Source organism: Microbacterium trichothecenolyticum (assembly GCF_000956465.1).
Classification (GTDB): Bacteria; Actinomycetota; Actinomycetes; order Actinomycetales; family Microbacteriaceae; genus Microbacterium; species Microbacterium trichothecenolyticum.
Genome location: NZ_JYJA01000041.1, coordinates 94058 through 118974, shown reverse-complemented (window position 1 = coordinate 118974; position 24917 = coordinate 94058). Strand labels below are relative to the sequence as shown.

General features: G+C 71.0%; 20 protein-coding genes. All 20 read left to right on the top strand.

The window, feature by feature from the left end; genetic code table 11:
• Positions 1-62: 62 nt before the first annotated feature.
• The 20 genes from RS82_RS19245 to RS82_RS19150 all read left to right on the top strand — a co-directional run bounded on the left by RS82_RS19245 (position 63) and on the right by RS82_RS19150 (position 24884).
• The gene (locus RS82_RS19245) at positions 63-1898 is read left to right on the top strand and encodes a sugar phosphate isomerase/epimerase and 4-hydroxyphenylpyruvate domain-containing protein (RefSeq protein ID WP_045302507.1); all 1836 of its coding nucleotides are present in this window, start codon (positions 63-65) and stop codon (positions 1896-1898) included.
• Positions 1895-2353: a type II 3-dehydroquinate dehydratase gene (aroQ, locus tag RS82_RS19240; protein WP_045302505.1), complete on the top strand. Its 459-nt coding sequence runs from the start codon at positions 1895-1897 to the stop codon at positions 2351-2353. Before RS82_RS19245 ends, aroQ begins: the two co-directional genes overlap by 4 nt.
• 118 nt (positions 2354-2471) lie before the next feature.
• The gene (gene efp / locus RS82_RS19235) at positions 2472-3032 is read left to right on the top strand and encodes an elongation factor P (protein WP_045302503.1); all 561 of its coding nucleotides are present in this window, start codon (positions 2472-2474) and stop codon (positions 3030-3032) included.
• 19 nt (positions 3033-3051) lie between these two features.
• On the top strand, positions 3052-3462 hold the full coding sequence (gene nusB, locus RS82_RS19230) for a transcription antitermination factor NusB (protein WP_045302501.1): 411 nt from the start codon (positions 3052-3054) through the stop codon (positions 3460-3462).
• 52 nt (positions 3463-3514) lie between these two features.
• Entirely contained in the window at positions 3515-6793 is a 3279-nt protein-coding gene (locus tag RS82_RS19225; RefSeq protein WP_245619663.1) for a DEAD/DEAH box helicase, read from the top strand.
• A 104-nt stretch (positions 6794-6897) separates the two neighbouring features.
• Entirely contained in the window at positions 6898-8475 is a 1578-nt protein-coding gene (locus tag RS82_RS19220) for a Rieske 2Fe-2S domain-containing protein (RefSeq protein WP_045302497.1), read from the top strand.
• Between the two features lie 174 nt (positions 8476-8649).
• Positions 8650-9183, top strand: coding sequence for a DoxX family protein (locus RS82_RS19215; RefSeq protein WP_084695778.1), 534 nt, complete (start codon positions 8650-8652; stop codon positions 9181-9183).
• 123 nt (positions 9184-9306) lie between these two features.
• Positions 9307-9837: a bifunctional pyr operon transcriptional regulator/uracil phosphoribosyltransferase PyrR gene (gene pyrR / locus RS82_RS19210; RefSeq protein WP_045302495.1), complete on the top strand. Its 531-nt coding sequence runs from the start codon at positions 9307-9309 to the stop codon at positions 9835-9837.
• Positions 9834-10847 carry an aspartate carbamoyltransferase catalytic subunit gene (locus tag RS82_RS19205; RefSeq protein WP_045302493.1) on the top strand — a complete coding sequence of 338 codons (1014 nt, stop codon included), beginning with the start codon at positions 9834-9836 and terminating at the stop codon, positions 10845-10847. The genes pyrR and RS82_RS19205 overlap by 4 nt, the downstream gene beginning before the upstream one ends.
• Positions 10844-12154 (top strand): dihydroorotase, encoded by a 1311-nt coding sequence (locus tag RS82_RS19200; protein ID WP_045302492.1) that lies wholly within the window; start codon positions 10844-10846, stop codon positions 12152-12154. The genes RS82_RS19205 and RS82_RS19200 overlap by 4 nt, the downstream gene beginning before the upstream one ends.
• The gene (locus RS82_RS19195; protein WP_045302489.1) at positions 12151-12660 is read left to right on the top strand and encodes a PH-like domain-containing protein; all 510 of its coding nucleotides are present in this window, start codon (positions 12151-12153) and stop codon (positions 12658-12660) included. The genes RS82_RS19200 and RS82_RS19195 overlap by 4 nt, the downstream gene beginning before the upstream one ends.
• The gene (gene carA / locus RS82_RS19190; protein ID WP_045302487.1) at positions 12657-13814 is read left to right on the top strand and encodes a glutamine-hydrolyzing carbamoyl-phosphate synthase small subunit; all 1158 of its coding nucleotides are present in this window, start codon (positions 12657-12659) and stop codon (positions 13812-13814) included. Before RS82_RS19195 ends, carA begins: the two co-directional genes overlap by 4 nt.
• A complete protein-coding gene (carB, locus tag RS82_RS19185) occupies positions 13814-17098 on the top strand; it encodes a carbamoyl-phosphate synthase large subunit (RefSeq protein ID WP_045302485.1) in 3285 nt (1094 codons plus the stop codon). Before carA ends, carB begins: the two co-directional genes overlap by 1 nt.
• Positions 17095-17928, top strand: a complete 834-nt coding sequence (gene pyrF / locus RS82_RS19180) for an orotidine-5'-phosphate decarboxylase (protein WP_045302483.1) — start codon at positions 17095-17097, stop codon at positions 17926-17928. Before carB ends, pyrF begins: the two co-directional genes overlap by 4 nt.
• Position 17929: 1 nt before the next feature.
• A complete protein-coding gene (gene gmk / locus RS82_RS19175) occupies positions 17930-18883 on the top strand; it encodes a guanylate kinase (protein WP_245619662.1) in 954 nt (317 codons plus the stop codon).
• Between the two features lie 90 nt (positions 18884-18973).
• On the top strand, positions 18974-19228 hold the full coding sequence (rpoZ, locus tag RS82_RS19170; protein ID WP_018170775.1) for a DNA-directed RNA polymerase subunit omega: 255 nt from the start codon (positions 18974-18976) through the stop codon (positions 19226-19228).
• A gap of 118 nt (positions 19229-19346) precedes the next feature.
• Positions 19347-20540 carry a methionine adenosyltransferase gene (metK, locus tag RS82_RS19165; protein WP_045302477.1) on the top strand — a complete coding sequence of 398 codons (1194 nt, stop codon included), beginning with the start codon at positions 19347-19349 and terminating at the stop codon, positions 20538-20540.
• Between the two features lie 10 nt (positions 20541-20550).
• Positions 20551-22572, top strand: coding sequence for a primosomal protein N' family DNA-binding protein (locus RS82_RS19160; protein WP_084695777.1), 2022 nt, complete (start codon positions 20551-20553; stop codon positions 22570-22572).
• A gap of 21 nt (positions 22573-22593) precedes the next feature.
• On the top strand, positions 22594-23517 hold the full coding sequence (gene fmt / locus RS82_RS19155) for a methionyl-tRNA formyltransferase (protein WP_045302475.1): 924 nt from the start codon (positions 22594-22596) through the stop codon (positions 23515-23517).
• Complete coding sequence (locus RS82_RS19150; protein ID WP_052676940.1) at positions 23514-24884, top strand: RsmB/NOP family class I SAM-dependent RNA methyltransferase; 1371 nt, start codon at positions 23514-23516, stop codon at positions 24882-24884. Before fmt ends, RS82_RS19150 begins: the two co-directional genes overlap by 4 nt.
• The last annotated feature ends 33 nt before the right edge of the window (positions 24885-24917 follow it).

Sequence of the window (24917 nt, the reverse complement as noted above, 5' to 3'; positions counted from 1 at the left end):
GCACGCGGCGCCCGCGAGGGAGGGGGTGCGTCACAATGTACCGACTGGTACATTGTGACGCCATGAGGACCTCCATCGCGACGGTGTGCATGAGCGGGACGCTCGTCGAGAAGCTGCACGCCGCGGCCGCAGCGGGCTTCGGCGGCGTCGAGATCTTCGAGCCCGACCTCATCTCGGCGCCGGAGAGCCCCGAGGAGGTCCGCGCTCTCGCGGAGCGCCTCGGGCTGACGCTGGACCTGTACCAGCCGATGCGCGACGTCGAAGGAGTCGACGAACCGGCGTTCCAGGACGTGCTGCGGCGCGCGCGGGCGAAGTTCTCCCTCATGCGGCGGATGGGGATCGAGGTGGTGCTGTGCTGCAGCAACGTGTCGACCGCGACGGTCGACGACGACGCTGTGTCGGCATCCCAGCTTCGCCGGCTCGGCGATCTCGCGCAGGAGTACGGCGTCCGCATCGCCTTCGAAGCGCTGGCCTGGGGCAGATACGTCGACGACTACCGCCGTGCGTGGCGGATCGTGCAGCTCGCGGACCACCCGGCGGTCGGCATCTGCCTGGACTCGTTCCACATCCTGTCGCGCGGCCACGACCCGCAGGCGATTGAAGACATCCCGGGCGAGCGCATCTTCTTCCTTCAGCTCGCCGATGCGCCCGCGCTCTCCATGGACGTCTTGTCGTGGAGCCGTCACCATCGCCTCTTCCCGGGCGAGGGGAGCTTCGATCTGACGCGCTTCCTCACCCACGTCCTGCGCGCCGGCTACGACGGCCCGGTGTCCCTCGAGGTCTTCAACGACACGTTCCGGCAGGTCGACGTGCGAGGGACCGCTGTGCACGCGCGCCGGTCGCTGCGCTGGCTCGAGGACGCCGTCGCGCGGGAGCTCGGGAGCGCCGCGCCCGCCGATTTCGCGACGCTCGCCGACGGCGGAACGCCCGTGGGCTTCGATTTCGTCGAGATCAAGGCCGAGGACACCTCGAGCATCGAGGAGCTGCTGGAAACGGTCGGGTTCACCCCGCGCGGCAAGCACCGGACGAAGCCCGTCACGCTGTGGACGTCAGGCGACGCGCGCGTCGTCCTCAACGAGCAGCATGCCCGCGACCTCGACCCGCACATCGCGGCAGTCGGGTTCGACGTCCCGGATGCCGCCGCTCTCACCGCGCGGGCCGCCGAACTGGGCACGCCGTTCGCCTACCGGCGCACGTATGCGGGGGAGCAGCTGCTCGACGGCGGCACGGCGCCGGACGGCACCGAGATCTTCTGGTCGTCGCGCGGCACCGAGAGCGAACCGACGTGGGCCGCAGAGTTCGAACACGGCGAACCCCTGCGCGACAGCCCCATCATCGCCGTCGACCACGTGAGCCTCGGTCAGCCCTGGCAGGTCGTCGACGAGGCGATCCTGTTCTTCTCCTCGGTGCTCGAACTCCCCACGGCGAGCTCGACGGAGGTGGCGAGCCCGCAGGGCCTCGTGCAGAGCCGCGTCATCCAGTCCCCGGACGGCTCCATCCGCATCCCGCTCAACGTGTCGCCGCCGATCCTGTCGGGCCGCCCGGCCGCCATGCCGCAGCACGTCGCCTTCGCCTGCGACGACATCGTGGCGCTCGCGCGCGCGGCGAGGGCCAGGGGGCTGCGGCCGCTGCCGATCCCACGCAACTACTACGAGGATCTCGCGGCGCGGTTCGACCTCGACGACGGCTTCCTCGCGATGCTCCGCGAGCTCGACCTCGTCTTCGATCGCGACGCGCAGGGCGAGTACCTGCACTTCTACACTGCGACGGTCGGCGACCTGTTCTGCGAGTTCGTCGAGCGCCGCGGCCGCTACGACGGATACGGCGCCGGCAACGCGCCCGTCCGGCTCTCCGCACAGGGGGCCGGCTCCGCGCGCGCTGATATCGTGCGAGCATGACCGCCCCTCGTCGCCTCCTGCTCGTCAACGGCCCCAACCTGAACCTGCTGGGCACCAGGGAGCCCCAGATCTACGGCACCGAGACGCTGGCCGACGTCGTGCGTCTGGCGACGGATGCCGCGGCCCGGCGCGGCTTCGAGGTGCGGGCGGTGCAGAGCAACCACGAGGGGGTTCTCCTCGACGCGATCCACGACGCGCGACAGGACTGCGCCGGCATCGTCATCAACCCGGGCGGCCTGACCCATACCTCCGTCGTGCTGCGCGACGCCCTCTCGGGCGTCGCCCTGCCGGTGGCCGAGGTGCACATCTCGGACGTGATGGCGCGCGAGGAGTTCCGCCACCACTCGTACGTCGCCGACGTCGCCGTGGTCCACGTGATCGGAGAGGGCGTGCCCGGCTACGCGACGGCGGTCGCACGCCTCATCGACATCGTCACCGGGCAGGCCGAGGGCTGACGAATCGGCCGAGGACCAGGCATCCCGTAGAATCGAACGTCGGCATTTCCGACCCCTGAGCACGTTCACGGGGCAGCGATCGCCTCCACGCACTTCAACGAAACGGATTCGTACCCTCATGGCTTCCACCGCAGACATCAAGAACGGCGTCGTCCTCTCGATCGACGGACAGCTCTGGAACGTCATCGAGTTCCAGCACGTCAAGCCGGGCAAGGGCGGTGCCTTCGTCCGGACGAAGCTCAAGAACGTCGTCTCGGGCAAGGTCGTCGACCGCACCTACAACGCGGGCGCGAAGATCGACATCGAGAACGTCGACCGCCGCGACTTCACCTACCTCTACAACGACGGCGACAACTTCGTGTTCATGGACGTGGAGGACTACGACCAGATCAACGTCGGCGCGGCGACGGTCGGCGACGCGGCCCACTTCCTGCTCGAGAACCAGCAGGTGCAGATCGCCCTCAACAACGGCAACCCGCTGTACGTCGAGCTCCCGGCATCCGTCGTCCTGGAGATCACGTATACCGAGCCTGGTCTGCAGGGCGACCGCTCGTCGGCCGGCACCAAGGCCGCCACCGTCGAGACCGGCTACGAGATCCAGGTTCCGCTGTTCGTCGAGACCGGCACCAAGGTCAAGGTCGACACCCGCACGGGCGACTACCTCGGCCGCGTCAACTGACGTCGGCGGTCGCTGACAGATGAGTGCCCGTACGAAGGCGCGCAAGCGCGCGCTCGACATCCTGTTCCAGGCGGACGTGCGCGGCGACGAGCCCGCGACGGTGCTCGCAGCCGAGGCGAAGCGTGCGGCGGGCGAGCCGGCCCGTCAGGCTTCGTGGCTCTACGCGCGCGAGATCGTCGACGGCGTGATCGACAACCAGGACGCCATCGACGAGCAGATCACGACGTTCGCGAAGGACTGGACGCTCGCCCGCATGCCCGCGGTCGACCGTGCCGTGCTGCGCATCGGCGCCTGGGAGATCCTCTACAACGACGAGGTTCCCACCGCCGTCGCGATCGACGAGGCGGTCGAGCTGGTGAAGGAGTTCTCCTCCGACGAGTCGGGCCCCTTCGTGCACGGCGTCCTCGCCCGCATCGCACGCGCGAGCTGACGACGAGCGCACACCCGTCCGGGTGTCGGCGGGAGCGGGCAGGATGGATGCCGTGACCCCGCCGCCTGTCGGCCCCCCTCCGTTCGTCGATCCCGGACACGTCCGCCGGTTCGTCGACAGCGGCACGTACGAGCGCGGCGTCGGCTACTTCGCCGACGGCGCCGTCGAGCGCGTCGAGTGGGATCCGCTCACGTCGGTCATCGAAGCGGTGGTGGCCGGCAGCGGCGGCCGGACGTACCGCTGCCGGGTGCGGCTCGACCCGCACCGGGTCGACCACCCCATCGCGGCGACGTCCTGCACGTGCCCGGTGCAGTTCGACTGCAAGCACACCGTCGCTGCGCTTCTCGCGAGCAACCGGCTCGCGGCCGCCGCGCCCGCGGCCGCGGCCGCCGGAGGCGGGTCGTGGCGCGACGTCCTCACACCCGCCGCACCGGCGGAGCGCGCCCGCACCGCGCTCGCCCTGGGGGTCGAGCTCCGGCAGCGCATCCGGCGCGGAGCGTCCACCTGGGCGCCGGCACGTGTCGAGTCGGCGACGCCGAGGAGCCTGCACCAGCATGGCGCCGACGTGCTGGTGGGCCTGCGCCCGCTCGAGCGCTCGGCCCGTTCCGACTCGTGGATCAAGGGCGGCGTCTCGTGGGACGCTCTGCGCCGGCCCACCACCGCCTACGACCCCGCGCAGGCGCGCTGGTTCGCGGAGCTGCACAGCATCGGCCGCGACGTCCGCTCGTTCGGAGCGTTCTCCGACGTCTCGGAGTGGCTCACCCTCGACGACATCGAGTCGAGCCTGCTCTGGCCGCACCTGTCTGCCGCGGCGGATCGCGGCATCCCGCTCGTTCCCACCAAGCGGACCGCGGCGGTCGCCCTCGCCACGGCGGCGACGGTGGCCGTGCAGGCCCAGCGCACCGGCCGGGGGCTCGAGATCGTGCCCTCGGTGACGATCGACGGCGAGCGCACGGATGCCTCCGCCCTGCGCCCGGTCGGGCGTACCGGGGTGTACCGGTTCGCTGTCGAGCGCGAGCGCATCGCCCTCGTCCTCGCCGCCGTGGAGCTGCCCGACCCGGTACCCGCGCTCCTCACGGCGCGCCAGGCCGTCGTCGTACCGGGGCCGGAGGCCGAGGAGTTCGTCCGCGACCATCTGCCGCGGATCGCGCGCCGCGTCGATATCGAGGCACCCGGCCTCGACATCGCGCCGCCGCCGCGGCCGCAGCTCGCCGCGCGCGTGCATTTCGAGCCGAACCACCGGCTCGTCTACACGCTCTCGTGGCGCTACGGCGACGGCGACCTCCTCGGACTCGACTCGACGGGAGAGGATCGTGACGCCGCTGCCGAGACGGCGATCCGCAGCCGCATCGAGTCGCTGTGGGAGAGCCACCCGCCCGTCGACTTCGCCTCGGCCGACACCCTGACGGGCCTCGACGCGGCGGAGTTCGCGTCGCGCCTGTTGCCGCTGCTCGAAGCCGACCCCGACGTCACCGTCGAGATCTCGGGGGAGCGGCCGCAGTACCGGGAGCTCGCCGGCGATCCACGGATCGACATCACGACCGTGGAGACGAACGATCCGGACTGGTTCGACCTCGGTGTCGTGGTGACGATCGACGGCCGCCGCATCCCGTTCGGCACGCTGTTCACGGCGCTGTCGCGCGGGCGCAAGAAGATCCTGCTCAGCGACGGCGCGTACTTCTCCCTGTCGCATCCGTCGCTGCAGCGCCTGCGCGACCTGATCGACGAAGCCGGAGAGCTCGAGGAGTGGGAGACGGGGCCTCGCATCAGCCGCTACCAGACCGCTCTCTGGGCGGACTTCGAAGACCTCGCCGACGAGGCGCAGCCTGCGGTGTCGTGGCGGGAGACCGTCGAAGCACTGCGCGACGCCGACGGCGTGCCCGCAAGCCCTCTGCCGTCGGCGCTCCACGCCGAGCTGCGACCCTACCAGCGCGTGGGGTACGACTGGCTCGCCTTCCTCTGGGAGCACCGCCTCGGCGGCATCCTCGCCGACGACATGGGCCTCGGCAAGACGCTCCAGCTGCTCGCGCTCATCTCCCGCGCCCGGGAGGATGGCGAGACGCGGCCGTTCCTCGTCGTGGCGCCGACGTCGGTGCTCTCGACGTGGCAGAGCGAAGCGGCCCGCTTCACGCCCGATCTGCGGGTCGCCGTCGTCGACGCGACGCGCGCGAAGCGCGGAACGACGGTGATGGATGCCGCGACCTCGGCCGACATCATCATCACCTCGTATACCCTGCTCCGGCTCGACGAGCGCGAGTTCGCCGCGGTTCCATGGGCGGGCCTCATCCTCGACGAGGCGCAGTTCGTGAAGAACAGCCGGACCAAGGCCTATCGCGCCGCGCGAGATCTGTCGGCCGACGTCGTCTTCGCCGTCACGGGCACACCCCTCGAGAACAGCCTCACCGAGCTCTGGGCGCTGCTCTCGCTGACGGCACCGGGGCTGTTCGCCTCGAGCCGGCGGTTCCGCGAGGAGTACGTCGGGCCCATCGAGAAGGGCAAGGTTCCCGAGAATCAGGAGGGCGGAGCGTATCGCGCCGGCCGCCTCGCGCGGCTGCGGCGCCGCATCCGTCCGCTCGTGCTGCGCCGGACCAAGGATCTCGTCGCCGCGGACCTCCCCGCCAAGCAGGAGCAGGAGGTGCGCATCGAACTGGGCGCCGCCCATCGCGCGCTGTACGACACGGTGCTGCAGCGCGAGCGTCAGAAGGTGCTCGGACTCCTCGACGATCTCGACCGCAACCGGTTCATCGTCTTCCGGTCCCTCACGCTCCTGCGCATGCTGAGCCTGGCTCCCGAGCTCGTCGACCCCGCGCACGCGGGCATCGCGCCGAGCAAGCTCGCCGCGCTCTTCGAACAGCTCGACGAGGCCCTCGCCGAGGGGCACCGGGCACTCGTGTTCAGCCAGTTCACGTCGTTCCTCGGGCTGGTGGCGAAGGAGCTCGAGGCACGCGGCATCCCGTACGCGTATCTCGACGGATCGACGCGCGACCGCGATGCCGCCGTCGCCGCCTTCCGTGGGGGAGAGGCGCCCGTGTTCCTCATCAGCCTCAAGGCCGGCGGGTTCGGCCTGACGCTCACCGAGGCGGACTACGTGTTCCTGCTCGACCCGTGGTGGAACCCCGCCGCCGAGGCGCAGGCCGTCGACCGAGCGCACCGCATCGGCCAGCACCGCAGCGTGATGGTCTACCGGCTGATCGCGAACGGCACGATCGAGGAGAAGGTGATGGCGCTGCAGCGGCGCAAGGCGCGGCTGTTCCGGTCGGTGATGGACGACGACGCGCTGTTCGGGCAGGCGCTCACCGCCGATGACATCCGCGGTCTCTTCGAAGACTGATCCCCAGCATCCTCGACGGCCGGATCCGGTTTTGCACGGCGGGCGATCCGGTGCGCCCCGCGAGCCTCACCTAGAATCGTCTGGTTCGACAGGAGGGCAACCCCATGCGCATCACGGGCCTCGGCCACGCCGGAATGTTCATCGAGACGGCGGGAGGAAGCATCCTCTGCGACCCGGTGATCGGGCCGACCTTCTTCGGGTCGTGGTTCCCGTTCCCCGACAACCGGGCACTCGACTGGGAGACATACGGCAAGGCCGATTTCCTGTACATCTCGCACCGCCACCGCGACCACTTCGACCCGGCGCTGATGCACAAGCACGTGCCGAAGAGCATCAAGGTCCTCCTGCCGGACTATCCGACGGACGACCTCGAGCAGGATCTTCGCCGGCTCGGGTACGACAACATCGTTTACACGCAGGCGGGCGTTCCCCTCGAGTTCGGCGACCTCAAGGTCATGGTGACGCCGCTGCGGGCACCCAGCGACGGCCCGATCGGCGACTCGTCGCTATCGGTCGACGACGGCACCGCCAGTATCCTGAACCAGAACGACTCGCACCCGCTCGACCTCGAGAAGCTGATGTCGTTCTCGAAGCCGGAGGCCTACTTCACGCAGGTGTCGGGCGCGATCTGGTGGCCGATGGTCTACGACCTCCCTCAGGACGCCAAGCAGAACTTCGCCAAACTCAAGCGCGACGCCCAGAACAAGCGCGCGATGTACTACATCGAGAAGGTCGACGCCGAGCATGTCTTCCCGATGGCGGGGCCGCCGATGTTCCTCCGCGAGGAGCTGTTCAAATACAACGGCTACGGCATCGAGGACGACTCGATCTTCACCGACCAGCGCCAGTTCCTCGCGCACATGGCGCAGCTGCGTCCCGAGCAGAAGGGCTACGAGTTCGTGCCCGGCACGGTCGTGGAGCTGAACGACGGCGAGATCTCGGTCACGCAGACGCTCTACACGCAGGCCGAGATCGACCGCATCTTCGATGACAAGTGGGCATACCTCGCCGAGCAGCGCGACGCGCGCCAGGACGAGGTTCGCGCGGAGGAGGCGACCCGCGCCGCCGTGCTCCCGCCGGACGAGATGCTCGCCGCGATCAAGGAGTGGTGGGAGCCGCTGCTGCGCCGCGCCCGCACGATCCGCAACGGCGTGGGCGGTGTGGTGCGCTTCCGCATCGGGGAGCTCGACATGGTGGTGGACTTCCCGAAGGCCAAGGTGCGCGAGTACGCCGACGGCGACGAGTGCATCTACTGGTACACGATCCCCGCAGACCTGGTCTCGACCAACATCGCCGACCACGAGATCGACTGGTCCAACTCGATCTTCCTGTCGATGCAGTTCTCCGTGGGCCGCAGCGGCAAGTTCAACGAGTTCCTCACCACCTTCCTCAAATGCCTCTCGCGTGACCGCATCGAGTACGTCGAGAACTGGTACGCGGAGCAGACGGACCAGACCGAGGACGCCCAGCTCGGCGACTGGATCGTGCAGCGCCGCTGCCCGCACCTGCGCGCCGACCTCACGAAGACGGGGAAGATCGAAGACGGCGTGCTCACGTGCTCACTGCACGACTGGAAGTGGGACCTCACCAGCGGGAAGTGCCTGACGAGCCAGGGGCACCCGATCCGGGCGTCCCAGGTCGAGGACGACCTGTATCGCGCGGCCACGACCCCCGCGGCCTGACGAATCCGCAACGCCGGTTCGTTGTGGATCCTCCACAACGAACCGGCGTTCTGCTGACGGGTCTTGTGTGGGGTCGGCGCTGATCTGCGCCGGCGAGTATCACCCGGTGGCTCCAGCGGGTCCTGATCACCGTGCCCGCGATCGCGGGCGATCAGAACCCGAAGGAATCACGCCATGACCACCGTTCCCATCCACGGCGCCGGCGGCGTCGTCCCCGCATCCACCGCCCGCCCGAACCCGCTCAGCGCCCTCCTCGCGTGGGAGGCCCGCGCCGAAGCCGCAGTGAAGGCCTCGCTGCAGCGCTGGAGCATCCCGGCCCTGCGCGTCGCCCTCGGCGCGGTGTTCCTGGTCTTCGGGGCCCTGAAGTTCTTCCCCGGAGTGAGCCCGGTAGAGGCCCTCGTCAGCCGCACGTGGGAGAAGCTCACGTTCGGCCTGGTGAGCGGGCAGGCCGCTCTCGTCGCCACGGCGGTCATCGAGGTCGCCGCGGGTGCGCTCCTCATCGCCGGCGGCGTCTTCGCCCGCGTCGGCCTCGTGGTGCTCGCGCTCGCGTTCGTGGGCATCCTGTCGCCGATCGTGCTGCTGCCCGCGGAGGTCTTCGGTCCGGTCGGCCCGACCCTCACCGGCCAGTACATCTTCAAGAACGTCGTGCTGATCGCTGCCGCGCTCGTCGTGGCCTCCCGCGTGCTGCGCGGACCCGCGCCCCGCTGACCCGGGCGCGCGACTCGGCGAAGGCCGGCCCCGGTTCGGGTCCGGCCTTCGCTGTGTCGTAGACTGGACGGCGATCACAGCAACCTTTAACACCGTCCCGTGAGGCGGAGAAGGGAGCGGCGGATGAGCACGCGCACCGTGCTGCACGAGGCCGACATCGCCCGGGCCCTGACTCGGATCTCGCACGAGATCCTCGAGTCCAACAAAGGCCCCGAGGGACTGGTGCTCCTCGGCATCCCCACTCGGGGCGTCACCCTCGCCCACCGCGTCGGCGCGCTCGTCGCCGAGTTCGGCGGCGCCCCTGTCCCGGTCGGATCGCTCGACGTCACGATGTACCGCGACGACCTGCACCGCAATCCGACCCGCGCGCCGCAGCCGACGCAGATCCCTGCCGGCGGCATCGACGGCAAGGTCGTCGTCCTCGTGGACGACGTGCTCTTCTCGGGTCGCAGCATCCGTGCCGCTCTCGACGCCCTGCAGGACATCGGCCGCCCCGCCGCCGTGCGGCTGGCGACGCTGGTCGACCGCGGGCACCGCGAGCTGCCCATCCGGCCGGACTTCGTCGGCAAGAACCTGCCGAGCTCGCGCGACGAGCGCGTGAACGTGCGCCTCGCCGAGACGGACGGCGTCGAGGAGGTGACGATCGAGTCATGAGGCACCTGCTCGACACCCAGACCCTCTCCCGACAGGACGCACTGCGCATCCTCGACGTCGCCGAAGACATGGCCGACACGCAGCAGCGCGAGGTCAAGAAGCTCCCGACGCTGCGCGGCAAGACCGTGGTCAACCTGTTCTTCGAGGACTCCACGCGTACGCGCATCTCGTTCGAGGCGGCCGCGAAGCGGCTGTCGGCCGACGTCATCAACTTCTCCGCGAAGGGCTCGAGCGTCTCGAAGGGCGAGTCCCTCCAGGACACCGCGCAGACGCTGCAGGCGATGGGCGCGGATGCCGTCGTCATCCGCCACGGCGCGTCCGGGGCGCCGCGCACCCTCGCCACCAGCGGCTGGATCAGCGCGGGGGTCGTCAACGCCGGTGACGGGACGCACGAGCACCCGACGCAGGCCCTGCTCGACGCTTTCACCATCCGCAAGCGCCGCTTCGGCGACGACAGCCGCGGGCGAGACCTCGCCGGTGTCAAGGTCACGATCGTCGGCGACGTGCTGCACTCGCGGGTCGCGCGCTCGAACGTCTGGCTGCTGGACACGCTCGGCGCGAGCGTCACCCTGGTGTCGCCGCCGACGCTCGTGCCCCAGGACATGTCGAACTGGCCGGTTCAGGTGCTGTACGACCTCGACGAGGCGATCGCGGCCGGCCCCGACGCGCTCATGATGCTGCGCATCCAGCTGGAGCGCATGAACGCTGCGTATTTCCCCACTGAACGGGAGTATTCACGCCGCTGGGGCCTCGACGCGCGCCGACTGCAGGAACTGGGAGCGGATAGCATTGTCATGCACCCCGGACCCATGAACCGGGGCCTGGAGATCTCCGCAGAAGCCGCTGACTCGCCGCGCTCGACCGTGCTCGAGCAGGTCGCCAACGGCGTCTCGGTGCGCATGGCCGCGCTGTACCTGCTGCTGGCGGGCGCGGAGCGCACCCCGGCCGAGACCACGTCCACGGCGGATGCCGCAGCCCCGGACGGCACAGAGAAGGAGAACACCCGATGAGCGAGACCCTTCTCTTCCGCGGAGCGCTGGTCGAAGGATCGACCGCGGCCGACGTCCTCGTCGAGGACGGCGTCATCACCGCCATCGGCAGCGCGGTCGGCCACGCCGGCGCCACCGAGATCGACGTCGACGGCCTGGTCCTGCTGCCCGGCCTGGTCGACCTCCACACGCACCTGCGCGAACCCGGCTACGAGGCATCCGAGACCATCCTCACCGGTTCGCGCGCCGCCGCGGCCGGCGGGTACACGGCAGTGTTCGCCATGCCCAACACCTCCCCGGTGGCCGACACGGCGGGCGTCGTCGAGCAGGAGCTCGCCCTGGGCGAGGCCGCCGGGTTCGTCACCGTGCAGCCGATCGGCGCGGTCACCGTGGGCCAGAAGGGCGAGCGGCTCGCCGAGCTCGGCGCCATGGCCGACTCGCGCGCCCGCGTCCGCGTCTTCAGCGACGACGGCTTCTGCGTGTGGGACCCGCTGATCATGCGGCGAGCGCTGGAGTACGTGAAGGCGTTCGACGGCGTCATCGCGCAGCACGCCCAGGACCCCCGCCTCACCGAGGGCGCGCAGATGAACGAGGGCGCCGTGTCGGCCGAACTCGGCCTCGCCGGCTGGCCGGCGGTCGCCGAGGAGTCGATCATCGCGCGCGACGTGCTCCTCGCCGAGCACGTCGGCTCACGCCTGCACGTGTGCCACCTCTCCACCGCGGGCTCCGTCGAGATCATCCGGTGGGCGAAGCGCCGCGGCGTGAACGTCACGGCCGAGGTCACCCCCCACCACCTGCTCCTCACCGACGAGCTGGTGCGCGACTACGACGCCCGTTTCAAGGTCAACCCGCCGCTGCGCCGCGAGGAGGACGTGCTCGCCGTGCGCGAGGGCCTCGCCGACGGCACGATCGACATCGTGGCGACCGACCACGCGCCTCATCCCACCGAGGCCAAGGCATGCGAGTGGCACGCGGCGGCGAACGGCATGGTCGGCCTCGAGAGCGCGCTGCGCGTCGTGCAGCAGTCGATGGTCGACACCGGCCTCATCACGTGGGGAGACGTCGCGCGCGTCATGTCGCGCGAGCCCGCCCGCATCGGTCGGCTCACCGGCCACGGCACCCCGCTCACCGAGGGCCAGCCCGCCTCACTGGCGTTCTACGACCCGTCGCCGCGGCGCACCTTCACGACCGAAGACCTGCGCGGCCGGAGTGTGAACTCGCCGTACCTCGGCCGTGAGCTCCCGGGTGACGTCCGCTGGACCGTGCACCAGGGCACCGTCACGGTCGCCGACGGCGTTCTCCTCGACACGCCGGGGGTCCGCGCATGACCCGCGAGGCCGCTCTCGGCGTCATGGTCGCGGTCACCATCGCGCTGCTCGGCGTGCTGGTGTGGGCCTGGTGGCGACGAACGCGGCGCGACGCCGCGCTGGTCGCGCCCGTGGGCGAGATCCCCGCGGGGGCCGCGACGCTCTCGGCGTTCCCCACCCTCTACGTCGCGACGACGCGTCACGACGAGCCGCTCGAGCGCCTCGCCATCGGAGGCCTCGCCTTCCGGTCCCGCTCCGACGTGACGGTCACCGATGCCGGCGTCGCCCTCGATCTCACCGGCAAGCCCCGCGTGTTCGTCGCGGCCGACCGCATCGAGCTCGTCGCGCAGGCGACGGTCGCGATCGACCGCGTGGTCGAGCCCGAAGGCCTCGTGCGCCTCGCGTGGCGCCTCGACGACGGCACCGTCGTCGACTCCTATCTCCGACCCCAGGATGCCTCGGCCCGCGCCCTCGCGGACGCGGTGGCCGGCATCCTTCCCACGACCCAGACGGGAACCGACGCATGACCTCCCTGTTCCAGACCGATCCGGCCGTCCTCGTGCTCGAGGACGGGACCCGCCACGTCGGACGCGCCTACGGCGCCCTCGGCACGACCATCGGCGAAGTGGTCTTCGCCACCGGCATGACCGGCTACCAGGAGACCCTCACCGATCCCTCGTACGCGGGCCAGATCGTGCTCCAGACCGCACCCCACATCGGCAACACCGGCATGAACGACGAGGACCCCGAGTCGCGCCGCATCTGGGTATCGGGCTACATCGTCCGCGACCCCTCCCGCGTCGTGTCGAACTGGCGTGCCGACGAGTCCCTCGACGACGCGCTCGTGAACGACGGCGTGATCGGCATCAGCGGCATCGACACGCGCGCGATCACGCGTCACATCCGCTCTGCCGGCAGCATGCGCGGCGCGATCTTCTCGGGGGAGGCCTCGACGATCGACCCTGACGAGCAACTGCGCCTGGTGCGCGAGGCCCCCGAGATGGCCGGCCGGAACCTCTCGGCGCAGGTCTCGGTGGCCGCGGCCGAGATCACGCCGGCGAAGGGCGAGCGCATCGGCAACCTCGCCGTGCTCGACCTGGGCGTGAAGCAGGCGACGATCGACAACCTCGCCGCCCGCGGCTTCGAGGTGCACGTGCTCCCGCAGGACGTCACGATCGACGGCATCCGCGCGATAGACCCGGTCGCGGTGTTCTACTCGAACGGCCCCGGCGACCCTGCGGCATCGGGCGACCATGTCGACCTGCTGCGCGGCGTGCTCGACGACGGCCTGCCGTTCTTCGGCATCTGCTTCGGCAACCAGCTGCTCGGTCGCGCGCTGGGCCTCGGCACGTACAAGCTGCCCTTCGGCCACCGCGGCATCAACCAGCCTGTGCTCGACAAGGCCACGGGCCGCGTCGAGATCACGGCGCACAACCACGGCTTCGCGGTCGACGCGCCCATCGAAGGATCTTTCGACAGCCCGAACGGCTACGGGAAGGTCGAGGTCAGCCACGTCGGCCTCAACGACCGGGTGGTCGAGGGCCTGCGGGCGCTCGACATCCCGGCCTTCTCGGTGCAGTACCACCCCGAGGCGGCCGCCGGCCCGCACGACGCCAACTACCTGTTCGACCGCTTCCGCGACCTCGTCGTCGCGAACCTCGAGAAGAAGGCCGCGAAGTAATGCCCAAGCGCGACGACATCAACTCCGTCCTCGTCATCGGCTCCGGCCCGATCGTCATCGGTCAGGCGTGCGAGTTCGACTACTCCGGCACGCAGGCCTGCCGCGTGCTGCGCGACGAAGGCGTCCGCGTCATCCTCGTGAACTCCAACCCGGCGACGATCATGACCGACCCGGACTTCGCCGACGCGACCTACATCGAGCCGATCAACTGGCGTGTGATCGAGACGATCATCGCGAAGGAGAAGCCTGACGCGATCCTGCCGACCCTCGGCGGTCAGACGGCGCTCAACGCCGCGATCGACCTGCACAAGCACGGCATCCTCGACAAGTACGACGTCGAGCTCATCGGGGCCGACTTCGAGGCGATCAACAAGGGCGAGGACCGCCAGATCTTCAAGCAGCTGGTGCTCGACGCCGGCGCCGACGTCGCAGACTCGGTGATCTGCCACACGATGGACGAGCTGCTCGCCGGCGCCGAGAAGCTCGGCTACCCGCTCGTCGTGCGCCCGTCCTTCACGATGGGCGGCCTCGGCTCGGGCTTCGCGTACGACGAGGAGGATCTCCGCCGCATCGGCGGTGCGGGCCTGCACGACTCGCCGACGAACGAGGTGCTGCTCGAGGAGTCGATCCTCGGGTGGAAGGAGTACGAGCTCGAGCTGATGCGCGACACCGCGGACAACACGGTGGTCGTCTGCTCGATCGAGAACGTCGACCCTGTCGGCGTGCACACCGGCGACTCGATCACGGTCGCCCCGGCGCTGACGCTCACCGACCGCGAGTACCAGAAGCTCCGCGACATCGGCATCGACATCATCCGCGCGGTGGGCGTCGACACCGGCGGCTGCAACATCCAGTTCGCGGTCGACCCGAAGTCGGGCCGCATCATCGTCATCGAGATGAACCCGCGCGTGTCGCGCTCGTCCGCGCTGGCGTCCAAGGCCACCGGCTTCCCCATCGCGAAGATCGCCGCGAAGCTCGCCATCGGCTACCGCCTCGACGAGATCCCGAACGACATCACGAAGGTGACGCCGGCGAGCTTCGAGCCGACGCTCGACTACATCGTCGTGAAGGTGCCGCGCTTCAACTTCGAGAAGTTCCCGGCCGCCGACACGACCCTCACCACGACCATGAAGTCGGTGGGCGAGGCGATGGCGATCGGCCGCAACTACGCGACCGCGCTGCAGAAGGCGCTGCGCTCGCTCGAGAAGCGCGGCTCCAGCTTCCACTGGGGCGACGAGCCCCGCTCGGCGGACGAGCTGCTCGAGATCGCGAAGACCCCCACCGACGGCCGCATCGTCGTCCTTCAGCAGGCCCTCCGCAAGGGCGCCACGGTCGAGCAGGCGTTCGAGGCCACCAAGATCGACCCGTGGTTCCTCGACCAGATCGTCCTCATCAACGAGGTCGCCGAGTTCGTGGCGAAGGCGGGGGAGCTGGATGCCGCCACCCTGCGGGTCGCGAAGGAGCACGGCTTCAGCGACGCCCAGGTCGCACAGCTCCGCGGCGACAGCGAGACCCAGGTGCGCGGCATCCGTCACGGCCTCGGCATCCGTCCCGTGTACAAGACCGTCGACACGTGCGCGGGGGAGTTCCCGGCGCTGACGCCCTACCACTACTCGAGCTACGACTTCGAGACCGAGGTCACCCCGTCCGAGCGGACCAAGGTCGTCATCATCGGCTCGGGCCCGAACCGCATCGGCCAGGGCGTCGAATTCGACTACTCGTGCGTGCACGCATCGTTCGCCCTGTCGGACGCGGGCTACGAGACGGTCATGGTCAACTGCAACCCCGAGACCGTGTCGACGGACTACGACACCTCCGACCGCCTGTACTTCGAGCCGCTCACGCTCGAGGACGTCCTCGAGGTGCTGCACGCCGAGGCGCAGTCGGGGAAGATCCTCGGCGTCATCTGCCAGCTCGGCGGCCAGACTCCGCTCGGACTCGCCAAGGGCATCGAGGAGGCCGGCTACACGATCCTCGGCACCAAGCCCGCTGCGATCGACCTCGCCGAGGAGCGCGAGCTCTTCTCGCGCCTGCTCGATGACGCCGGACTCGTCGCACCGCGCAACGGCACGGCGATCGACGTCGACGGCGCCGTCGCGGTGGCCGAGGAGATCGGCTACCCGGTGCTGGTGCGCCCGAGCTTCGTGCTCGGCGGCCGCGGCATGGAGATCGTGTACTCGACCGAGGCGCTGCGCGACTACTTCGTCCGCGTCGCAGGCGAGGCGATCATCGGCCCCGGTCTGCCGCTGCTGGTGGACCGCTTCCTCGACGACGCGATCGAGCTCGACGTGGACGCGCTGTACGACGGCGACGAGCTGTACATCGGCGGCGTCATGGAGCACCTCGAGGAGGCCGGCATCCACTCCGGCGACTCGTCGTGCACGCTGCCGCCGGTGAGCCTCGGGCGCACCGACATCGACCGCGTCCGCATCGCCACGCACGCGATCGCCGAGGGCGTCGGGGTGCGCGGACTCCTGAACGTGCAGTTCGCGATCTCGGCCGGAGTCCTGTACGTGATCGAGGCCAACCCCCGCGCGAGCCGCACGGTGCCCTTCGTCTCCAAGGCCCTCGGCATCCCGCTCGCGAAGGCGGCGTCTCGCATCATGGCGGGCGCCACCATCGCCGAGCTGAAGGCAGAGGGGCTGCTTCCCGAGCAGGACGGCTCGCGGGTGCCGCTGGACGCCCCCGTCGCGGTCAAGGAGGCCGTGCTGCCCTTCAAGCGGTTCCGCACGCGCGACGGCCAGACCGTCGACTCGGTGCTCGGCCCCGAGATGCGCTCGACGGGTGAGGTCATGGGCATCGACCGCGACTTCCCGACGGCGTTCGCGAAGTCGCAGGAGGCCGCGTACGGCGGCATGCCGCAGTCGGGCACCGTGTTCATCTCGGTCGCCGATGCCGACAAGCGCGCCGTGATCCTTCCCGCCCATCGCCTGCAGGAGCTCGGCTTCGATCTCGTCGCGACCGAGGGCACGGCCGAGATCCTCTCGCGCAACGGCATCGACGTGCGCGTGGTGGGCAAGTACTCCGAGACGCAGGACTCGGGCGAGACCAACATCGTCGACCTGATCAACGCCGGCGAGATCGACATCGTCGTGAACACCCCGTCCGGCGGCGCCGCCCGCGCCGACGGCTACGAGATCCGCGCGGCCGCCGTCGCGGGCGACAAGGCGCTGTTCACCACGATGGCCGTGCTCGGCGCCGCCGTCAGCGCGCTGCCGGTGCTGCGCGAGGGCTTCAAGGTCAAGAGCCTGCAGGAGTACGCGGCCGATCGGGCGGGCGCATGACCTCATTCGGTGAGCGCATCCGCGCGGGGATGGCGACGCACGGGCAGCTGTGCGTCGGCATCGATCCGCACGCCCACCTCCTCGCGGAGTGGGGATTGGATGCCTCCGCCGCCGGTGTGCGCGAGTTCGGCCTGCGGGTGGTCGAGGCCGCTGCGGGCCGGGTCGCGGTCGTCAAACCGCAGGTCTCGTTCTTCGAGGTCCACGGCTCGGCGGGCTTCGCTGCGCTCGAGGACGTGCTCGCGGCGGCTCGTGACGCCGGACTTCTCGTGATCGCGGACGCCAAGCGCGGCGACATCGGCACCACGATGGACGCGTACGCCCAGGCATGGCTCACGCCCGGCTCGCCGCTCGAGGCCGACGCGCTCACCGTGAGCCCGTTCCTCGGCGTGGGCGCACTGGACGGCACGTTCGACCTCGCCCTGCACCACGGCAAGGGCGTGTTCGTGCTCGCCGCGACGAGCAACCCCGAGGCGCTCGGACTGCAGCGCGCGCGTCATGAGGACGGCGACACGGTCTCGGCCGGCATCGTCCGCGAGGTCTCCGAACGCAACGCCCGCACCGCGCCCGACGGCGAGTGGGGGAGTCTGGGATTCGTCATCGGCGGCACCGTGGACTGGACGGATGCCGGCCTCCGGCCGTTCGCGCCGGTCGCGCCGATCCTCGGCCCGGGCTTCGGTCATCAGGGCGCCGAACCACGTCATCTCGGTGAGCGCTTCGGCTTCCTGCAGGAAGCGGTGGTAGCGTCTGAGAGCCGCAGCATCCTGGCTGCCGGACCCGACCGGCTCGCCGCGCGCATATCCGAGCGCGCCCTTCTCTACCGTGGTGATTGATATGTCCGATTCCCGCATCCTTTATCAGGAAACCCCTGATGAGGCCCCGCCCCGCATCCCTGGCGCGCAGGGGCGGCCTCCCGAGGTCGACCGCGTCGCCGCGTCGCGCCGTGCCGTCGCCGCCCGCCGCGAACGCGCCGCCCTCAAGAAGGACGTCGCGATGCGGGTGATCACGCCGCAGGAGCTCCTGCGGCGAGCCCTCGCCGAGCCCACGTCTCCCGCCGGCGCGATGCGCGTGCCCGAGTTCCTGACCGCGATCCCGGCGATCGGCGAAGGCAAGCGCGACCGTATCCTTCAGGACCTGGAGATCTCGCCGGTCAAGCGTCTGGGCGGCCTCGGCTCGCGCCAGCGCGAGGACCTGCGCCACTTCCTCGACAGCCGGTGGCCCGAGGCCGAGCCCCGCGCCGGCCGCAGCCGCCTCGTCGTGCTCGCCGGTCCCACTGCCGTGGGAAAGGGCACCGTGGCTGCGCACATCAAGGACCACCACCCCGAGATCCTGCTGTCGGTGTCGGCGACGACGCGGGCACCGCGCCCGGGCGAGGTCGACGGCGAGCACTACTTCTTCGTCGATGACGCGGAGTTCGACCGCATGATCGCCGACGGCGAGCTGCTCGAGCACGCCACCGTGCACAACGCCTACCGCTACGGCACGCCGCGCGCCCCCATCGAGAAGGCCCTCGCCGAGGGACGCACCGTGCTCCTCGAGATCGACCTGCAGGGGGCCCGCCAGGTGCGCGAGGCCGATCCGTCGGCCACACTCGTGTTCCTGCTGCCGCCGAGCTGGGACGAGCTCGTACAGCGCCTCGTCGGCCGCGGCACCGAGGACGCCGCCGAACGCGCCCGGCGCCTGCGCACTGCCAAGACCGAACTGGCCTCTCAGGGCGAGTTCGACTACCGCGTCGTGAACGACGACGTCGCCCATGCAGCCGACGAGGTCGCCCGCCTCGCGCGCTGAGAGCATCCCGTCACGTAGAATGGTGGGATGCCTCGGCACCCCGAGGCTCCATCGACTCCCATTCCGACATCCGATCCAGGAGGTTTCGCCATGGCCGGAACGAACCAGGGCATCATTGAGCCCCCCATCGACAGCCTGCTCGAGAAGGTGGACTCGAAGTACCAGCTCGTGATCTTCGCGTCCAAGCGCGCGCGCCAGATCAACGACTACTACTCCGACCTCCACGAGGGCAACCTGTTCGACAACGTGGGCCCGCTCGTCGACTCGACCGTCGAGGACAAGCCGCTCACCATCGCGATGCACGAGATCCACGAGGACAAGCTGCGCCTGCGCCGCGCGGAGTAATCCGTCATATCCTCGATGCCCCCGACGACGGCCCCTGTCCGTCGCCGGGGGCATACTGGTGTCCGCCCCCTCGCGCCCGGACGCCACGACGACCGGAGCCACGACAACTGGAGTACCGATGACCGACCTGCGTCTGTTCACGTCCGAATCCGTCACCGAGGGCCACCCCGACAAGATCTGCGACCAGATCTCGGACTCCATCCTCGACGCGATCCTGGACGCCGACCCGAACGGGCGTGTCGCCGTCGAGACCCTCGTCACCACCGGACTCGTCCACGTCGCCGGTGAGGTGTCGACCTCCGCATACGTCGAGATCCCGGCCATCGTGCGCGGCGTCGTCAACCGCATCGGCTACACCTCGAGCGACACCGGATTCGACGGCGACTCGTGCGGCGTGAGCGTCTCGATCGGGGCGCAGTCCTCCGACATCGCCGCCGGCGTCGACAAGGCGTTCGAGCGCCGCGAGGACGGCTCGCAAGACCCCCATGACCTGCAGGGCGCGGGCGACCAGGGCATCATGTTCGGCTACGCGACGACCGAGACGCCGCAGCTCATGCCGATGGCCGCATGGACGGCGCACCGCATGGCCGAGCGCCTCGCCGATGTGCGCCGGTCGGGCGAGCTGCCGTTCCTGCGCCCCGACGGCAAGACCCAGGTCACTCTCGGCTACGACGGCCACACGCCGAAGACGGTCGAGTCCGTCGTGCTGTCGACGCAGCACCACCCCGACATCTCGCAGAAGGCGCTGCGCGCCGCCGTCCGGGCCGAGGTCATCGACCCGGTGCTCGAGGCGACCGGGCTCGAGCTGCCCGACGTGAAGTACTACATCAACCCGGCGGGGCCGTTCGTCATCGGCGGTCCGAAGGGCGACGCCGGCCTCACCGGCCGCAAGATCATCATCGACACGTACGGCGGGGCGTCGCGCCACGGCGGTGGCGCGTTCAGCGGCAAGGACCCGTCGAAGGTCGACCGCTCAGCCGCCTACGCGATGCGCTGGGTCGCGAAGAACGCCGTCGCCGCCGGACTCGCAGACCGCCTCGAGGTGCAGGTCGCGTACGCCATCGGCAAGGCGAAGCCCGTCGGGCTCTATGTCGAGACGTTCGGCACCGGGCGGGTGGCGGACGACGTGATCACCCAGGCCATCCTCGACGTGTTCGATCTGCGCCCGAAGGCGATCATCGACCAGCTCGATCTGCTGCGGCCGATCTACGCGCAGACCGCGGCGTACGGCCACTTCGGCCGCGAGCTGCCCGACTTCACGTGGGAGCGCACCGACCGCGCGGACGCGCTGCGCGCCGCAGCCGGGCTCTGACGCCGGCCGCGTGACCGCGGTGCACGACGACGAGCCCGACTCCGCCGATCGACCGCGGCGCCCGCGCCGCGTCGCGCGTGTGCTGATCGACTCGCCGCTGCCGCAGCTCGACCGCCTCTTCGACTACGAGATCCCCGCCGAGCTCGTCGCGGACGCCGTGCCTGGCGTCCGGGTGCGCGTGCCCTTGCGCAGCGCCGGGCGAGTGGTCGACGCGCTCCTCGTCGAGGTGGGGGAGCCGGATGCCTCGGACCGCCCCCTGTCGCAGCTCGAGGCCGTCGTGTCGCCGGTGCCGGTGCTGACGCCGGCGCTCTACGCGCTCGCCCGACGCGCCGCCGACAGGGCGGCAGGATCAGCCGGCGACATCCTCCGCCTCGCGATCCCCAAGCGCATGGTGCGCGCCGAGAAGGCATGGCTCGCAGCCGACCCGCCGTCGCGACCGGTGATCGACGAGGCGGATCGCGCGTGGGCCGACGGGGTGCTGGGCGCGTACCCGGGGCTCGCCGAAGCGCTCGACGACGACGAGCGCCTCGCGGTGGATGCGCCGCCCGTGCCGTCGACGCTCGGCGACGGCACGGTCGTCGGATCCTGGGCGATCCTGCTCGCCGCGGCAGCGACGCACACCCTCGCCTCCGGGCGCAGCACCGTGATCGCCGTGCCGGATCACCGTGACCGCGCCCAGCTCGAAGCCGCGCTGGCGGCCCGCATCCCCGCCGACGCCCTGGTCCGCGACGATGCGAAGCAGAGCGGTCCCACCCGGTACGCCGCGTTCCTGCGGACCCTCGCCGACGCGCCGTGCGTCGTGATCGGCAACCGCTCCACCGTGTACGCGCCGGTGTCCGCGCTCGGGCTGGCCGCGCTCTGGGACGACGGGGACCCGCTGCTGGGGGAGCCGCTCAGCCCCGGCGTCCACGCCCGCGACGCGGCGCTGCTGCGTCAGGAGCTGCACGGCGGAGCTCTCGTCTTCGCGGGCCACACCCGCACCACCGACGTCGAGCGCCTGGTCGCCGTCGGCTGGGTGCGCGACCTCCCCGCGGCACGGCGGGTGAGCCCTCGTGTCGTGCTGAGCGCGAACCGCGAAGGGGAGTCCCGCGCGGCGCGCGTGCCGTCGTCGGCGTTCGCCGCCGCGCGTGAAGCGCTCACCGAGGGCCCGGTGCTCGTTCAAGTGGCGCGTCCGGGCTATGCACCCGTTCTCGTGTGCGCGAAATGCCGCCATCCTGCGCGCTGCGCGCACTGCGGCGGTCCGCTCCACGCCGCGCGGCAGGGCGCCGTCCCGACATGCACGTGGTGCGGACGCGCCGCCCACGCGTGGGCCTGCCCCGAGTGCCGGTCGACGCTCCTTCGCATGGCCTCGTCCGGCAGCGAGCGCACCGCCGACGAACTCGGTCGCGCCTTTCCGGGCACGCGTGTGATCGTCGCCGACGGCGACCACCCCGTGACCGAGGTCGACGCCCGTCCCGCTCTGGTGGTGGCGACCCGCGGCGCCGAGCCGCGCGCGGCCGGCGGGTATCGTGCCGTGATCCTGCTGGATGGGGATCGGATGCTGATGGCCGACGATCTGCGCATCGGCGAGTCGTGTCTGCGGTGGTGGTCGAACGCGGCGGCCCTGGCCGCCCCCGGGTCGCCGGTTCATCTGGTCGGCGTGGGCGGCGAGGTCGCTCGCGCGCTGGCGACCTGGACGCAGGCCGCGTACGCCCGCTCCGAGCTCGCCGACCGTGCCCCGCTGCGAATGCCCCCGACCGTCCGGGTGGCCTCCGTCGACGGACCGCATCGCGCGGTGGACACCGCCATCGCCGCGTTGCGCGCCGCCGTCCCGGAGCTCGACGGAGAGGCCGTGCTCGGTCCGATCGCGCACGATGAGTCGGTGCGCGCTCTGGTGCGGTTCGACTACGGCCTCGGCGCCAGCGTGACCGAGAGTCTGCGCGCGTCCGTGGTGAGCCACGCGATGAAGGGGCGCCGCGCCGCGAAGGGTCGCACGCCCGGGGCCGCCCATACACTGAAGGTTCGGGTCGACGTACCCGATCTCGATCTCTGACCCTCGACTTCCAGGAACGTCATGCGTCTCGTCTTCGCCGGCACACCGGCGCCGGCTGTGCCGGCGCTGCGCCGGCTCGCGGCATCCGCTCACGACATCGCCGCGGTCATCACCCGCCAGGACGCCCCGCTGGGGCGCAAGCGGGTCCTGACGCCGTCACCCGTCGCCACGGCCGCCGAGGAACTCGGGCTGCCCGTGATCCGGGCCGACCGCCTCGATGCGGCCGCCACCGCCGAGATCGCGGCTCTCGAACCCGACCTCGGTGTGATCGTGGCCTACGGCGGGCTCGTGCGCGAGCCGCTGCTGTCGACCCCGGCGCACGGGTGGATCAACCTGCACTTCTCGCTGCTGCCGCGCTGGCGCGGCGCCGCACCGGTGCAGCACGCCCTCATCGCCGGTGACGCACGCACGGGGGCCAGCGTGTTCCAGCTCGTGCCCGAGCTCGACGCCGGAGACGTGTTCGGCGAGCTCGCCGTCGACGTCCCGCCGAACGCGACCGCCGGCGACCTCCTCGCCTCGCTGGCCGACGACGGAGCCGGGCTGCTCTCGGACGTGGTCGACGCGATCGCCTCCGGCGCCGCCGTCGCCCGCCCGCAGGAGGGCGACACCACGTACGCGTCGAAGCTCGGCGACGACGACGGCCGCATCCGCTGGGACGAGCCCGCGAGCGCAGTGCTCGGCCGCATCCGCGGGGTGACGCCCGAACCCGGTGCGCACACCACGATCGACGGCGCCCGGTTCAAGGTTCTCGCTGTCGCGCCGGCTCCCGGCGACGCTCTGCCACTCGAACCGGGCGCGCTCGCCCTGCACGGCAAGCAGGTGATCGCCGGGACCGCATCCGCGCCGATCGTGCTCGAGACGGTGCAGCCTGCCGGCAAGGGCGCGATGCGCGCCGCCGACTGGTGGCGAGGGCTGCACGGAGCGACCCCGGTGGCGGGATCGTGAGCCGCACGGTCGCGGCCCGCCGCGTCGCCTACGAGACGCTGCGAGCCGTCCACGAGTCGGACGCGTACGCCAACCTTCTGCTGCCGACGGCGATCTCGCGCGCCGGCCTCTCGACGGCCGACGCCGCGCTCGCGACCGAACTCACCTACGGCACGCTGCGGCGCCAGGGCACGTACGACGCGGTGATCGCGATCGCCGCCGATCGCCCGGTCTCCGACATCGACCCGGCCGTGCTCGACGCGCTGCGTCTCGGCGTGCACCAGCTCCTTTCCACCCGTGTCGCCTCCCACGCCGCGGTGAACGAATCCGTGGAGCTCGCCCGGGGTGCGGGCGGCCGCGGTGCCGCCGGGTTCGCGAACGCCGTGCTGCGCCGGATCTCGCGCGACACGCCGGGCGACTGGATGACGCATGTCGCCGCGAGCGCCCGCTCCGACGACGAGCAGCTCGGCCTGCTGTTCTCGCACCCGGTGTGGGTCGTGCGCGCCTTCCGGCGCGCGCTGGCCGCGGAGGGCCGCGCCGAAGAGCTCGAGGCGCTCCTCACCGCCGACAACGCCTCGCCGCGCGTCACGATGGCGGCGCTGCCCGACCTCGCCGGTGTTCCCGACGATGCCCGGCGCACGCCGTTCTCGCCGATCGGGTTCCGCCTCGGCGGCGGCGATCCCGACTCGCTCGTGCGCTCCTCGCGCGGTCGCATCCGCGTGCAGGACGAGGGCTCCCAGCTCGCCGCGCTGGCGCTGACGCGCGCCCTGCCCATCACGGAGGGGGAGCGCTGGCTCGATCTGTGCGCGGGTCCCGGTGGCAAGACCGCCGTCCTCGCCGCCGAGGCCCGTGTCGGCGGCGCCGTGCTCGAGGCCAACGAGATCTCACCGGCGCGCGCCGGCCTCGTCCGGCAGGCTCTCGCGGGCGTCCCGGTGGAGGTGCCCGTGTCGGAGGAGGATGGCCGCAGCCGCGCGGCGAACGCGCCCGACACCTACGACCGCATCCTCGTCGACGCGCCGTGCACGGGGCTGGGTGCGCTGCGCCGACGTCCCGAGGCGCGCTGGCGCAAGGCGCCGAGCGACGTCCCGGCGCTGACCGAGCTGCAGCGGGAGCTGCTCAGCACCGCGGTCGGTGCGCTCAAGCCTGGCGGCGTCGTCGCCTACGTGACGTGCTCGCCGCACCTCGCCGAGACGTCCGGCGTCGTCGCCGACATCCGCCGCGAGTGGGGCGCCGCGCTCGAGGAGATCTCCGCCCGTGACGTGATCACGTCACTGTCCGACGCCGACCCGGGCCTGCCACCGCAGTCCGACGGCAGCGGGCGCGCACAGCTGTGGCCGCACCGTCACAACACCGACGCGATGTCGATCTCGCTGCTGCGGCGGGTCTGAGCCGTCGGGCCGGGTCTGAGCCGCGGCATCCGT

Coding starts and splice junctions, on each gene's coding strand:
- RS82_RS19245 (WP_045302507.1), top strand. CDS start 63: ATGAGGACCTCCATCGCGACGGTGTGCATGAGCGGGACGCTCGTCGAG.
- aroQ (WP_045302505.1), top strand. CDS start 1,895: ATGACCGCCCCTCGTCGCCTCCTGCTCGTCAACGGCCCCAACCTGAAC.
- efp (WP_045302503.1), top strand. CDS start 2,472: ATGGCTTCCACCGCAGACATCAAGAACGGCGTCGTCCTCTCGATCGAC.
- nusB (WP_045302501.1), top strand. CDS start 3,052: ATGAGTGCCCGTACGAAGGCGCGCAAGCGCGCGCTCGACATCCTGTTC.
- RS82_RS19220 (WP_045302497.1), top strand. CDS start 6,898: ATGCGCATCACGGGCCTCGGCCACGCCGGAATGTTCATCGAGACGGCG.
- RS82_RS19215 (WP_084695778.1), top strand. CDS start 8,650: ATGACCACCGTTCCCATCCACGGCGCCGGCGGCGTCGTCCCCGCATCC.
- pyrR (WP_045302495.1), top strand. CDS start 9,307: ATGAGCACGCGCACCGTGCTGCACGAGGCCGACATCGCCCGGGCCCTG.
- RS82_RS19205 (WP_045302493.1), top strand. CDS start 9,834: ATGAGGCACCTGCTCGACACCCAGACCCTCTCCCGACAGGACGCACTG.
- RS82_RS19200 (WP_045302492.1), top strand. CDS start 10,844: ATGAGCGAGACCCTTCTCTTCCGCGGAGCGCTGGTCGAAGGATCGACC.
- RS82_RS19195 (WP_045302489.1), top strand. CDS start 12,151: ATGACCCGCGAGGCCGCTCTCGGCGTCATGGTCGCGGTCACCATCGCG.
- carA (WP_045302487.1), top strand. CDS start 12,657: ATGACCTCCCTGTTCCAGACCGATCCGGCCGTCCTCGTGCTCGAGGAC.
- carB (WP_045302485.1), top strand. CDS start 13,814: ATGCCCAAGCGCGACGACATCAACTCCGTCCTCGTCATCGGCTCCGGC.
- pyrF (WP_045302483.1), top strand. CDS start 17,095: ATGACCTCATTCGGTGAGCGCATCCGCGCGGGGATGGCGACGCACGGG.
- gmk (WP_245619662.1), top strand. CDS start 17,930: ATGTCCGATTCCCGCATCCTTTATCAGGAAACCCCTGATGAGGCCCCG.
- rpoZ (WP_018170775.1), top strand. CDS start 18,974: ATGGCCGGAACGAACCAGGGCATCATTGAGCCCCCCATCGACAGCCTG.
- metK (WP_045302477.1), top strand. CDS start 19,347: ATGACCGACCTGCGTCTGTTCACGTCCGAATCCGTCACCGAGGGCCAC.
- fmt (WP_045302475.1), top strand. CDS start 22,594: ATGCGTCTCGTCTTCGCCGGCACACCGGCGCCGGCTGTGCCGGCGCTG.